Source organism: Paenibacillus amylolyticus (assembly GCF_003719335.1).
Classification (GTDB): Bacteria; Bacillota; Bacilli; order Paenibacillales; family Paenibacillaceae; genus Paenibacillus; species Paenibacillus amylolyticus_D.
In genome coordinates, this window is the sequence record NZ_RIAS01000027.1 from 1 (window position 1) to 13,856 (window position 13,856).

The window sequence follows — 13,856 nt, forward strand, 5'->3', positions numbered from 1 at the left end:
TATTGAAAAGAGCGATAAGCTCATTTTGAATCTGACGAGATTAAAAATCTCATTGTGCTTTCAAAATCATACAGTCCGAAGACGTGTACCAATTTTTCCAGCGTCGATCTTGCAAGCAAGATCGTTACTCACTCGTTGTTCAGTTTTCAAAGATCAAACTTTTCTCGCTACCGAAACCGGTTCGTTTCAGCAACTCTTATATCATATCATGTCCGAACCAACTTTGCAAGCTCTTTTTCTAAGTTTCTTTCGAAGCTTATTTTCAATTGCTTGCCGCACCGTGTAAACTGTGTTTTCTTGGCCGGAATAAGAATATACCATGTATAACTACCACTTGTAAAGCATTATTTATTAAATTGAATGATTCACTCTTACCCAATGAATTATTCCCACAAAGAGTAGTACAGTCTATCAGCGCCCTCACTCTACAACCTCTGTAATTGTTCCTATTTATCATTAGATAATAAAGACAATTATTAATAGAAAGAAGCCCTCTCAGACCAAACGTCTGAAAGGGCCCATTTACATTCCTTTTATAGAAACAACTAAGGGTTATTATAAGAGTAAACCATTAGATACCTTACCTATACTCAGCTTACTTGCGCTCTACCTTATATCCCTTATCCTCAAGCAACTTCACGATCCCGTGATCCCCTAGATAGTGTGCTGCTCCAACCACGATAAAGTACTCTTCGCCTTTGCCGTTTTTCAGATAACCGTCGATCTTGTCGGCCATACCAATATTGCGGTCCACCAACATCGCTTTGTTGTACTCTTCATCATCGGAGAAGGTGTTTGTCAACTCCAGTAGTTGCTCGTCATTACCTGTTTTCCACATCTCAGCCATCTGATTCACCGAGTTGTCCAGTACATCGAAGTTATCGATTGTGGAACGCAGTGTTTTTTCCTGTAATTCTTTTGAAAAGTTTTCGAACATCCCTAGCTGAGACCGATAGGATTCAAGTTCAATGACGGGGATTTTACGCTCAATCGCTTTTTGTATAAAATACAAATCTACACCGGAGGCCGCTTCCAGTCCAGCTGATGACATCTTCAGACTTCCCAGTGTACTTTCCACCACCCAAGGCTTAAACGCGTCCAGCGCGTTAGGCTCTAACCCCTTTTTCTTCAAAATATCCCCAAGCTTGCTGTACGTCTCGCTCGAAATATGATCCTTCAGGGTTGTGCCGTCTTGGTATGAACCCAAGCTCAACACGAGCTTTTGTTGTTCTTCGTCTGCCGCTTTGCTGAGATCTATTTCAACACCAAGATAGTCCGCTTCAGCAAACGCTTCTTCAAACTCTGGACGCAGCGGATAAAAACTTTTGTCTGCCACATGCATCGACCCTACCAGATACACGGTATTCCCGTTGTTCTGTACTTCCCACATAAAGCCGCGTCCACCGTTTTGAGCGGTTTCAACCGTGCCGTCGCCTTTGGATACCAGCAACACGGTTCTTGTAGCCTTATCCCAGCGAACCTCATATCCTGCAGCATCACCAACAATACGAATCGGCGCGTAAGTGACACCGTTGATGCGAACAAGTTTGCTTTTCAGCGTTATGGTCTTGCCATTGACGATGGCTGTGATACTGTCATCGGTTGCACTCGCCAGTTTAGCATCAAGTGCATCCAGCGTTGTACGGAGTGGAACAAAAGTCGTTCCTTTTTCAACAATCGGTGCACCCGCAGTGTATGTAACAGCTTTATTGTCAACCTTAACAGCTGTGCCTTGCGGAGCAGCCATTGCCGGCACTGCCGATGCAAGCAAACCTGCGGAGATGGTAAGAGATAAGAGGACGCGTTTCCATTGCTTCATATTAATATGTATTCTCCTTCGCCGTATAAATTTTAAACCATGAGCTTGCGGATTAGAAAATCCAGCAACTTCCTATAATACGTCCAAAGATAAGCCTAGTTCCGGAAAATTTTCCAGATACTCATAGAATACAAAGAAGTATAAAAAGAACCCTGGCTAAAGCCAGGGCTACTGTAGGATTTTTTATGTACCTTTTCATGACGGATTCGCTTTTTGATAAGCATGCATTGCCGTTTGAAATTGATCTAGCGCCTCCTGATATTTAAGACGATCTTTGTCATTCGCTGCAAGTTGTTTTCGCATGATTAAATCATCCTGCAATCGTTGTACCAGGTCTTTAATCTGATCATTTGGATTCGATTTGGCTGGTTTGGGCAAAGCCACCGTTCCGGTCTGCACGGTCAGTTCTCCTTTGCTATCCACCTGACCGATTGAAACTTGGCTTAATGTCAGGTCTAGTTTACGCAGTTCTTTTTTGACCCAATCCTCACTCACTCCAGCAGACTTTAAAGTATCAGGCAAAATGTGGCCATCCATAATGATCGTTCGCGGTTCCTTTTCGGATGAAAGACGATACCCAAGCATATCTGCGGTGAGCGGTTGATATTCCTTTTTTAATAACACACTAATATCTCCGCTCTGTTCCATTACCGCGAATTCCACATCAGCCACCCGAAATACGTCCTTTTTACGAAGCTGTTCCAGAAATTCATCAATCGTCAGCCGTTCCTTCTTCAGATTTTTCTGAATTACAGCTCCATTTTCAACAAGAATCGTTGATTTTCCGTCTACAATATCCCTGAATTTTTTACTTTTCATCGTTAAATACTCCGCTCCTGCGGAGACAGAAACCCACACCAACACCGCAAGAAAACCCAAGTACCAGCTTGTGTCTGTATCCAAAGAGATGTAACCTACCAGGTTCCCCAAAGTGATACCGGTTATATATTCAAACAAGGAAAGTTCAGAGATCTGCCGCTTACCTAAAATTTTGGTGATGAGAAACAGCATGGTTACCGCAGCAAGCGTTCTAATAATAACCTCTAACCAATCTGGCACGTTGCATGCTCCTTTCCGAATGAAGTCATATTCCTCAGATGACATAACTTCATTATTAAAGGTTATAATTAACATGCGCGTCAGATTGTATGCATTGGAATGTTCAGTTTCTTGGCAAGCTAATAGACCATCTGCTTTTTTATCTAACTTGTCCAAGATGATATGAAATTTCTTTGGATGTCTCTAAAATTTTTGTCACTCATAACGCTCTTTTCTTCCTCTTTATAGAGTGCATTGGCTGTTCAGTTAGCACATGATTTGATTCCTATTTCACAAGTAGGCTGTATGATTGCTCGCTTTACTACTTATCCTTCTACGTCGAAACCAGAAGATGTTATGAAAATGGTTCATGATGACCAATACCGAAATTTCTTTTTCAGGATGTTCAGGCACGTGGTTACTATCCAAGCTACATGGAGCGCTACTTTGCCGAACGTAACATTGAAGTGATTTTTGAAAAAGAGGCTAAGGCAACCCTAAAAAATGGTGCAGTCGATTTTATAATTTTCAGCTACTACATGTCACTCATCTCCAGCTCAGACCCTGAACATCTGGAACAGACTTCTAGGAATCTGGTTTGGGGTTTGAAAAATCCACACCTCAAAGCGTCAGACTGGGGCTGGAAAATTGATGAACAGATGAAGGAGTCCATTAAAGATGGTGTTGATCTACTCGGCTATACAACCTGGAGTGCCATTGATGAGGAACTGGCTATTGTAAAAAAAGCAGTGCACATCTTCAGCAAACCAAAGAACTAAGGTTTCAATTTGTGGAAAACCATCGCTCCCAGTTTTCTTTGGAGAAGATGTGCAGCATCTTGCAAGTGTCACGGAGCGGATATTACAAGTGGCGGATGGATCGAACCAGCAAGCAGCAGCATCGGAGAGCCGAGGTCATGAAGCGTATCCGGTATCATTTCTACGACCACCAGAAGCGGTGTGGGAGCCCTAAAATTACGTATGCGCTCATCTGGAAGTGTATAGAATCTCTTCACGTACGGTCAGTATATACATGCGTCAAATGAATCTTCGTTCCGTGCATAGCCCCCGGTATCGTGTCCAGACGACGGATTCTAAACATAATCATCCCCTTGCACCGAATACGTTGAACCAGCAATTTCAAACGTCCACACCGAACACTGTATGGGTCACTGACATCACCTACATTCCCTGCCGAGGAGGCCGGTTATATCTCGCTAGTGTTTTGGATTTGTGTACGCGTGAAATTGTAGGCTGGCGCTTGTACAACCATATGGAAACGAGCCTGGTGCTGGATGCATTGAAAGATGCGTACCAGGCCAAACGCCCTTCTCCGGGATTGCTCCATCACTCGGATCGTGGCTCGCAGTACACGTCAAAAGAATACGTGGAGCAACTAAAAGCATATGGCATGCAATCCAGCATGAGCCGCCGAGGAAATTGTTACGATAACGCTTGTATCGAGTCCTGGCACAGCATTTTAAAGAAAGAACTCATTTACTGTAACCCTCGATTTAAGAATCCAGAAGAGGCTTATACCGCCATCTACCAGTACATTGAGTTCTATTACAACCGCAAGCGAATGCATGGCGCGCTAGGTTACCTTTCCCCTGCTCGTTTTGCGATGAAATTTACGGACAAATCCGTAGCGTAAGTGTCTACTTTCTTGACATAGGTCCAAGAGGTAAATTTAAACTTGGACTCCAAGAGTTACTTTAGATGGTTTTTTCCAAAATATCGCTATTACGAATCCAAAAGCGATTGTAATAGCCGCTAAATAAAATGGATATGCAATCTCAATATCAAATAAAATCCCACAAATAATTGGAGCTATGACATTGGCTAAGGAGGTAAAGAATGAATTCATCCCTCCTACAAACCCTTGGTCTGGTCCAGCTATACTTGCTAAATACGTGGTAACGGCTGGTCGAACCAGATCAAAGAAGATGAACGCCAACATGGTTGATATAAGTACGACGACATAGCTATTTAAAAACGGGAAGGCTGCCGCGTTAATTGCCGACAATAATAGCACATATCGGATAAGTTTAATTTCACCCAACCAACGTGTTAATCGTTCAAACAAAGTAATCTGAATAATTGCACCAACAATGGCACCACCAGTAATCGCAATTGCAATATCTTTTGGTGTAAAATTCAATTTCACATCGACAAATAATCCGTAAAAGGATTCAAAACTCATTAATCCGAAATTTGAGATGAAAATAACAATAAAAGCCATTAAAAACATTGGCACTAAATTTTTTTGTAAATTCCCCTTACTTTTCACCATCTTGGGTTCATATGTTTCTTGTCTTTTAGGCTCACGTAAAATAATCCATGAAAAAATCCCTGCTAAAATCCCCAACAATCCTGCGACATAAAACGGAGTCCGAATACCAAAATCCGCTAAAAACCCTCCAGCACCTGGTCCAATGATTAAACCCGTACTGATTGCTGCCGACATATATCCGTATGCTTTGGGCCTTGTTTCGTCTGTAGTGATATCAGCAATAAATGCAGATACCGCTGGCATAATGAATGCCGCACTAATCCCACCTAAGGCTCTTGAAATGTATAGTACAGTGACATTATCTCCGATGGCGAATAGTAGCTCTGATCCACCGAATATAAATAGACCGATTACAATCATTATTTTTCTACCAAAGTAATCTGTCGCTTTCCCTGTAAGGGGCGAAGCAATTAATTGGGTTAAAGCAAACATGGCTGTTAATAAACCAACCGTCTTTCCACCAACGTTTAATTCGACCATTAATTTCGGGAAAACAGGAATAACTAATCCAATTCCCATAAAAGCAATAAATAAGCTCCCTAATAAAATGGATAATACTAATTTTGAATTCCTATCCAAAACAATTCCTCCTTTAAAGTACCTATCAAACACTTTAAAGGTTATAGTTAATGTAAGGTCAAGGAGATTATTTTAAAATTTTAACTTTTAATTCAATATCAAAACGTGATGCATTATTCATTTTGAAATTTAACGGATAAAAATACTCATAGATATGAGAAGCAACGTTTAATTTATGTTTTTCTACATAGTTTCTCAATTTATTGTACATCTCCATAAACTCATCTGAATGAATTGCGAATGCAATTACCGCATATTCACCGGCTTCTAATGTAATCCGCTCTATATTACTTGGTAAATACTTATCCTCAATCTCAGTTATAACAGGTATAAAAATGCTGTCATATTTAATTTCTTCATAGTACTGATAGGATTCAAATGGAAGAATGCCTCCAAATATAGTTTGCTTATTGAATTGCTCATGGGATTGAACAATATTATTCAGCACTTGACTCCATACGCCTATTTCAGATGATTCTCTAATGGTTATTTTCAGTAAATTTTGCTTCTCAAATGTTTTGATGTATACCTCTTTACTTGCAGACTCTATATATTGTTGTGTGAAATTTTGCTTCATTATTTGCAAGTTCTTTTGAACTTCGTTAATTTGTCTGATTTTATCCTCAAGTACATCTTCTTGTTTGTTTAGAAATCGAAGTAATTCCTCCGGTGTATAGGTTTGAACTTCTTCTATTTGATTAAGAGGTACGCCTAAAAATTTAAATGCCTTGATTAAATTAGCGTCTAATATTTGACTTACACTATAGTATCGGTAGTTCGTTTTCGGATCGACTTTCACCGGTTTTAACACACCATTCTGATCGTAAAAATGGAGTGTTCGACTAGGAAGATCCGTTAACTTTGAAAACTCTCCGATGGTTAAATATTTTCGTAACATATATTACAAAACCCCTTTATCTTTGAGTATTAGTTCATTTTTATCAAAATAAAAGCCGCTATATCATAGCGACTTTTATTAGTATGGTAGTATAATAGGTGCTTTTGTAACCTACCAGATTAATTAGATGGCTAACATGTTGAGTAAATTAATGCATGTTACAATCTGTAGGGGTTGATTTTATATATTAGAACGTACTTATTCCCATGTAATTTTGTATTCATTAATCTTCTTATCCATATTGAACTCCATGTGTTTGTTCAGGAACAAAGCATTTAATTCTTCTGTCCTTTTTCTTCTGTCCTTTTCATAATAGTAAAACGCATCCCGGTAATCATGGTCTCTTAAATTTTTTGCTAAGACCATGGCATCTTCAAGGCTGTATGAAGCTCCTTGACCTACAAAAGGATTAGCTGTATGCACAGCATCCCCAACCAGAACAACGCGCCCTTTTGACCACGTAGGTAAATTCTTCACTTCGTGAATACTTCTTGCGAAAATCTGCTCTGTGTTCTCAACAATTTCAAACAGATTGTTCGTGACTTTCCAATCTTTCATCATTTTATTTAATAACTCTCTGATCGTTTGTGTGGAGGCTTTTTCAAAGTCTTTTGTTGGTAGTTTCTCAGGAGCTATTGAGAATGCTTGCCATAAGATATTCATCTTGTTTGTAGGATGCGCTTGCCCAAAGATAAAGGACAGATTCTCGTCGTAGTACAAATAACCACTTGATTCATCCCATTCGAAATCATCAACATACGATATCCCCTGCAGTCCCCACATACCGCTATAATCCAATTTAGCGTCAGATGCTACGGCTTCTCTCGTTTTAGAAAAAGTTCCATCTGCCCCGACAACAATATCACCTTTGACAGAGGTTCCATCTTCAAAAAATGCTTCAACTGATTTTGAACTTTGATTTACTGAAATCAACTTTTTATCATACTTTATTTCGATTCCTTGATGCTGAGCTTCCTCCAAGAGGACTTTAACAATGTTGGATCTCATGACATTGATCATTGGGGATTTATAGTGCTTTTCATTGTAATTATTTGTTATTGATTCGACTTCATTTTCACTATTTATTTGATAAATACTTTTGATAATTGTTGAATTTGCAATAACTTTGTCTTTACATCCGATCTCAGCTAAGACATTTACACCGTTTGGAGTAAGTAAAAAACCAGCCCCCTTTTCTAATTCAGCTGTTCTACCTTCATAAATGGTGCTTGCAATTCCTGCCTTTCTCAAGAATAAAGCTGTGGCTATCCCAGCTACACCACTTCCGATAATAATGACATGATTGTGATTCATTATTTCGCCTCCTTTATTTTTACAGACAGACCGTTCGGTCTAATCATAATACAAAAAAAATTAAACATCAATTTTATTTTTAATTTTGAAATAATTTTGTTAATTTACGCCCTTCAAGAAAATATCTATGGCTTTTTTGTTATAATTATTCTCTTTTACTTTAACATCATCACTATAATGTTTATAGTCATTACTTATAAATAACAAGGACATAAGAAAATATCCTAACAATTTTGGATCTTCATCTGGATTAATTTGTTTTACTGCCTGACATTCTTTAATAATATTAACAAAAAAATCAAGATATAACTTGTCTATTTCCTTGATTTTTTCCGTGATCTCATCTGATTTAAATGCACTACTGTAGAACTCTGCGGTTGTTTTATGATAATAAAGGTTCCCTCTAGACTTGGCTAAATAATCTGCAAGAACATATAAAATATGATCGGAATCAGCCTGTGTATTTTCAACTTCCTGTTTCCAATCTTCTAGCCAATGATTAGCATCCTCTTCAAGGATGAAAACAAAGAGATTTTCTTTATTTTTAAAATGATGATATAAATTACCCTTACTAGATTCCGAAGCTTCAATAATTTGGTTCATTGAAGTTTCAGAAAACCCTTTGGTGTGAAATAAATTCCTGGCTGCTGTTATGATTTTTTTCTTCTGTTCGCTCATCGTAATACTCCTTATGTTTATTAACAATTATTATAGTAGTATAATGCGAAGTTATTATCAAAAGTCCATTTAGAGTTGTGGTGTATCTTTCATTGTAATCTAATTCTTTTGATATGAATACCATGCAGCTGCTTGTTTATATAAAAGGGCTGAATTCAGTGTTCATTCTTCAAGTAGGAAACTGACTAGAAAACAATATATGCCCATACAACTAGGAAAAAGCAAAACCAAGACAGGTTACAATGCTACCTGCCTAAGGTTTTGCCTATGAATTATAATTTCTTGGTAACTCCTATAAGATTTGCACCATTGGTTCTAATCACTTCTTTGTACCAATAGAAGGACTTTTTCTTATACCTCTCCAGTGTTCCGGAGCCATCATCGTTACGATCTACATAGATGAAGCCATAACGTTTCTTCATCTCTGCTGTAGACGCACTTACGAGATCAATACAGCCCCAAGATGTATATCCCATTACTTCTACACCATCCTCGAGAGCTTCTCCAACCTGTACCAAGTGGTCATTCATGTATTGAATACGGTAATCATCTTTGACAGTCTTATTACCGTCTTCATCCGTAATCAGCTGATCGATCGCACCTAGACCATTCTCGACAATAAACAATGGTTTTTGATAACGATCCCAATATTTGTTGAGAGTTAAGCGCAAGCCTTGAGGGTCGATCTGCCAACCCCATTCACTCGCTTTCAAATATGGGTTCTCGATACCTGCAAACAGATTCCCTTGAGTCTCCTTACCCTTCTCTGGATCGCCGCTCTTACAAATACTTGAATAATAACTGAATGAGATAAAATCTACGGTATGTTTGAGAATTTCCTCATCCCCATCCTCAAACTTAATATTGATGTTTTTGGCTTTGAAATAACGATTCATGTATTTCGGATAATAGCCACGTGCATGAATATCCGCAAAAAGATCATTTTGCTGCTCTGCTTGCATCGCTGCAACAACATCGTCTGGATTTGGCGTGAGCGGATATGTTGGCATGCTCAGCACCATGCAGCCAATCTTCGCATCTGGCATAATCTCATGGCCCAGTTTAACCGCAAGGGCACTTGCAACAAGTTCATGATGGACAGCTTGATATAAGTCTTGGTCGGAAAGTTCTTCTTTTGGTGTATATATACCACCACTCATGAATGGTTCTTCCACAATAGAGTTGATCTCATTAAACGTCAGCCAGTACTTGACTTTACCTTTATAACGATGAAATAGTACCGTAACATAACGTTCGTAGAACTCAATCATTTTACGATTTACCCATCCATCATACGTTTTGGACAGATGCAACGGCGTCTCGTAGTGAGAAATCGTCACGAGCGGTTCAATACCGTATTTATGGCATTCGTCAAACAGATTATCATAAAATTGCAGACCTTTCTGGTTTGGCTCCAGTTCGTCTCCTTTGGGAAAAATACGAGACCAGGCAATGGATGTGCGGAACACTTTAAAGCCCATTTCAGCAAAAAGTTTAACATCCTCTTTATATCGGTTATAAAAGTCAATACCAATCAATTTCAGATTATCCTCGGTGGGACCTTCTGTTCTTGGTGTTGTAACCCCATTTGGCGTTACATCCTGTACTGACAAACCTTTGCCATCGACATTATAAGCTCCCTCAAGCTGGTTAGCTGCTACTGCACCGCCCCACAGGAAGTCCTTCGGAAATGGTGACGCCATATTCATCTATCCTCTCATCATTAATTAGTGTTACATACTTAAATCTTGACCATTTGACTTAATCACTTTTTTGTACCATTCAAAAGATTTTTTCTTCGAACGCTTCAGTGTTCCTTTTCCTTGATTATCTCGATCTACATAGATGAATCCGTATCTTTTTTTCATTTCACCTGTACTTGCACTTACAATATCAATTGGTCCCCAAACGGTGTAGCCAAGCAAGTCTACGCCATCGTACTCTACAGCATCTCGCATTGCACGCATATGCTCACTTAGATATGAAATTCTGTAATCGTCTTCTACATAACCACTCTCATCAGGAACATCTACAGCCCCTAGGCCGTTTTCAACAATGAATAAAGGTTTCTGATAACGGTCATAGATATTATTCATTGTAATTCGTAATCCTAACGGATCAATTTGCCAACCCCAATCACTAGATTTTAAATACGGGTTCGGCAAACTTGGAAATAGGTTTCCTCCTATTGTATCCGTGAGTGTCGGATCAGCACTGACTACGCTGGAGGAATAATACGAGAATCCTATGAAATCAACGGTGTGTTGTTTCAATAACTCTCGATCACCTTCTTTGAATGGTAGAACAATATTTTTTCGTTCCAGTTCTTTAAGGGTGTATGCCGGGTATTCACCCCTAACCTGAACATCAATGAAAAAATAGCTCTGGTTTTCAACCTGTTTTGCTTTCCATACATCTTTTGGATCACATGTTCTGGGATATGGGGCAATGCTAGCTAGCATACATCCCACCATATTTTCAGAGTCTACTTCATGGGCAATTTTTGTAGCTAACGCGCTGGCCACCAACTCATGATGACTGGCTGTAAATTTCACTAATTCCGCATCTTCGTGTTCTTCTATGAACAATCCGGATGATAAAAATGGAGCTTCCAAAACCATGTTAATTTCATTAAACGTAATCCAGTATTTCACTAAGCCCTTATAACGTTTAAAGATCACCCTACATAATCTTTCATAGAAATCAATCATTTTTCGGTTACGCCAAGAACCATATTCCTTAACAAGGTGCATGGGAACGTCAAAATGGGAAATGGTCACCAGAGGATTAATATTATACTTTTGACACTCTTTAAATACGTCTTCGTAAAATTGGAGTCCAGCTTCATTTGGCTCCAGCTCATCCCCATTAGGGAATATACGGCTCCAAGCAATAGACAACCGATATACGTTAAATCCCATTTCTGCAAACAATGCGATGTCTTCTTTGTAATAGTGATACATGTCGATTGCTGCTTTGCCAGGGTAAAAATAGTTCTCGTCAAAATCAAACATCTTCGTTTTACCCATAAGAACACTGTCACGGATATCACCTGTTGGACATAAATCAACATTTGCTATGCCTCTTCCGTCCACATTGTAAGCTCCTTCAGATTGGTTAGCCGAGATTGCTCCACCCCACAAAAATCCGTCTTTAAAAGCCATTTCTCTCATCTCCTGCTAAGATAAAATTGTTAAATCAAACCTGTAAGCAAAACATCCCCTGCATTTACTTGTTTTCCTTTAGTCTCAATAATCTCAAGATAACTATCTGTATTTGTAACGATCATTGGCGTTTCAACCGAATATCCTTCTCTCTCAATTTCCGCAATATTAAATTCAGCCAATTTCTGTCCTTGTTTAACAACGTCTCCTTCTTGTACGAAGGTCTCGAAATATTTACCTTTCAGACGAACCGTATTAAATCCGATATGAATAAGGACTTCCATTCCTTCATCTGACACTAATCCAAAAGCATGTTTTGTAGGAAACAATGTAACAATCTTCCCATCAAAAGGTGCAAATAGTTCCCCGGTTACAGGCTTAATCGCGATTCCTCTGCCCAGAAGTTCTTGCGAAAACGCCTCGTCCTGAACCTCTTTAATAGGAATGACTTCTCCGTTCATAGGACTTTGCATCGTATGTTTTTTCTCAGATTTCAACTCTGGTTTGGATTCTGCTATAGATGACACTTCTATCGTTTTGTCAGAGCTTGGCTTAGATTTATCATCTTTGAACAAGAAAAGTGTTAGTACAAACGAAGCTACCATAGCAAAAACAACACCAATAATACCAATCATGAGGTTCGTGATTCCTGGGTTATCGGGATCAAACATGGTCATAAATTCAAATATGCCCAGTCCTCCAAATGTAAACTCTCTAAAGTTATAGAAGCCGTAAAAACCGCCAGCAATACCTGAAACAATACAGCTCATGATAAACAATTTTTTTCGCGGTAAGGTAATACCATAAACAATAGGCTCTGTTATACCAAATAAAGCGGATACAGCTGCCGGTATGCCGAGTGCCTTTAAATTTTTATCCTTTGTTTTAAGGATGATGGCAAGAGTAATAGCCATTTGAGAAAACGTGGTGGCAAAAGCCATAGTTAATATGTTGTCAAAACCCAAGCTTGTGATGTTGTTAATATAGACGGGGATAATTCCCCAATGCAGGCCAAATACCATAAGAATCTGCCATAGGGATGCCAGTAGAAATCCAGCTACTAATGGGCTCGCATCTCGAACAGCAAATATTCCCTGTGCTATAAGCTCTGATCCGTAGTTTGCCAAAGGACCTATCAGTAAAAAACCTAAGGTTAAAGAAATAAAGACCGTGAGCATCGGTACAATAAAGAATTTGATTACACTTGGAATAATCTTGTCCAACACACGCTGCACTTTTGATGCAAAATATACGACGATGATGACTGGAAGTACAGTTGATGTATAGTTCATACCAATCAACGGAATACCAAACACATCCAAATAGACAGGAGAGCTTATAATTGAACCGCTAAATAATGTATACAGTGGTTCTTTTGTTGCTGCTAAGGTATTCAACTGAATAGCAGGGTAACACATGGCAAGTCCAATGAGAATTCCAGTAAAAGGCTGTACTTTAAATTTATTAGCAGATGTGTATCCTAAAAACACAGGAAGAAACATAAACAATGCATCTCCCATAGCATTGATGATCATGTATGCTCCGCTATCAGCTGTATAAAGCCCCATCGCGTTAAACAAAATATTAAATCCTTTTAACATACCTGCAGCACACAGAATTCCCAAAATCGGCTGAAATAAGTTGGACACGACATCAATAAAGGCATCAAAGGGTTTCTTCTTTTTGATCTCCTTATCTATTATTGGAGCAGTTGGTTTTTCGCCCACTTTAGTCAGTTGGGTAACTTCCGAATACACCTCGGAAACATGATTGCCGATTACAACCTGATACTGCCCACCAGAACGCATGACGGATACGATGCCATCCATTTGCTTCAATACTTCATCGTTGGGTAAGGAATCGTCCCTTAGTTGAAATCTCAACCGGGTCATGCAATGAGTGAGATCAAGAACATTTTCAGCCCCCCCCACTGTCTTTACAATCTCCTCGGCCAACTGTTGATATTTTCTCATTTTATTTTCCTCCAAATTTAGCTAAAAAGCTTAGTGAAGGGTTTGGCCAACTTAATGTCACCATCCTGCGTTGCAAGAATCCTCACCTCCTTTAATGAAAA

General features: G+C 39.1%; 12 protein-coding genes. 2 read left to right on the top strand and 10 right to left on the bottom strand.

Annotation, left to right across the window (positions count from 1 at the left end; all coding sequences use genetic code 11):
- Positions 1-595 precede the first annotated feature (595 nt).
- A complete protein-coding gene (locus EC604_RS28125) occupies positions 596-1,819 on the bottom strand; it encodes a TraB/GumN family protein (protein ID WP_123067269.1) in 1,224 nt (407 codons plus the stop codon).
- 195 nt (positions 1,820-2,014) lie between these two features.
- The gene (locus EC604_RS28130; protein WP_123067307.1) at positions 2,015-2,878 is read right to left on the bottom strand and encodes a DUF421 domain-containing protein; all 864 of its coding nucleotides are present in this window, start codon (positions 2,876-2,878) and stop codon (positions 2,015-2,017) included.
- A gap of 359 nt (positions 2,879-3,237) precedes the next feature.
- On the opposite strand from EC604_RS28130, the gene EC604_RS28135 reads away from it, so the two are divergent.
- Positions 3,238-3,636: a family 1 glycosylhydrolase gene (locus EC604_RS28135; protein ID WP_275670060.1), complete on the top strand. Its 399-nt coding sequence runs from the start codon at positions 3,238-3,240 to the stop codon at positions 3,634-3,636.
- A 68-nt stretch (positions 3,637-3,704) separates the two neighbouring features.
- Here EC604_RS28135 and EC604_RS30065 read toward each other — a convergent pair whose 3' ends face one another.
- Entirely contained in the window at positions 3,705-3,872 is a 168-nt protein-coding gene (locus EC604_RS30065; RefSeq protein WP_161557075.1) for a hypothetical protein, read from the bottom strand.
- 26 nt (positions 3,873-3,898) lie between these two features.
- Here EC604_RS30065 and EC604_RS28140 point away from each other — a divergent pair, with 26 nt between their 5' ends.
- Positions 3,899-4,510 carry an IS3 family transposase gene (locus tag EC604_RS28140; RefSeq protein WP_240037272.1) on the top strand — a complete coding sequence of 204 codons (612 nt, stop codon included), beginning with the start codon at positions 3,899-3,901 and terminating at the stop codon, positions 4,508-4,510.
- Between the two features lie 36 nt (positions 4,511-4,546).
- Here EC604_RS28140 and EC604_RS28145 read toward each other — a convergent pair whose 3' ends face one another.
- From EC604_RS28145 to EC604_RS28175, 7 genes are all read right to left on the bottom strand, one after another.
- Complete coding sequence (locus EC604_RS28145; protein WP_123067272.1) at positions 4,547-5,728, bottom strand: MFS transporter; 1,182 nt, start codon at positions 5,726-5,728, stop codon at positions 4,547-4,549.
- A 67-nt stretch (positions 5,729-5,795) separates the two neighbouring features.
- Positions 5,796-6,626 (bottom strand): MerR family transcriptional regulator, encoded by an 831-nt coding sequence (locus EC604_RS28150; RefSeq protein WP_123067273.1) that lies wholly within the window; start codon positions 6,624-6,626, stop codon positions 5,796-5,798.
- 198 nt (positions 6,627-6,824) lie between these two features.
- Positions 6,825-7,940 carry an FAD-dependent oxidoreductase gene (locus EC604_RS28155; protein ID WP_123067274.1) on the bottom strand — a complete coding sequence of 372 codons (1,116 nt, stop codon included), beginning with the start codon at positions 7,938-7,940 and terminating at the stop codon, positions 6,825-6,827.
- Positions 7,941-8,039: 99 nt separating this feature from the next.
- Positions 8,040-8,618, bottom strand: a complete 579-nt coding sequence (locus tag EC604_RS28160) for a TetR/AcrR family transcriptional regulator (protein ID WP_123067275.1) — start codon at positions 8,616-8,618, stop codon at positions 8,040-8,042.
- A gap of 272 nt (positions 8,619-8,890) precedes the next feature.
- Entirely contained in the window at positions 8,891-10,321 is a 1,431-nt protein-coding gene (locus tag EC604_RS28165) for a glycoside hydrolase family 1 protein (protein ID WP_123067276.1), read from the bottom strand.
- A 30-nt stretch (positions 10,322-10,351) separates the two neighbouring features.
- A complete protein-coding gene (locus EC604_RS28170; RefSeq protein ID WP_123067277.1) occupies positions 10,352-11,782 on the bottom strand; it encodes a 6-phospho-beta-glucosidase in 1,431 nt (476 codons plus the stop codon).
- A gap of 29 nt (positions 11,783-11,811) precedes the next feature.
- Positions 11,812-13,755: a beta-glucoside-specific PTS transporter subunit IIABC gene (locus EC604_RS28175; protein WP_123067278.1), complete on the bottom strand. Its 1,944-nt coding sequence runs from the start codon at positions 13,753-13,755 to the stop codon at positions 11,812-11,814.
- Positions 13,756-13,856: the final 101 nt, after the last annotated feature.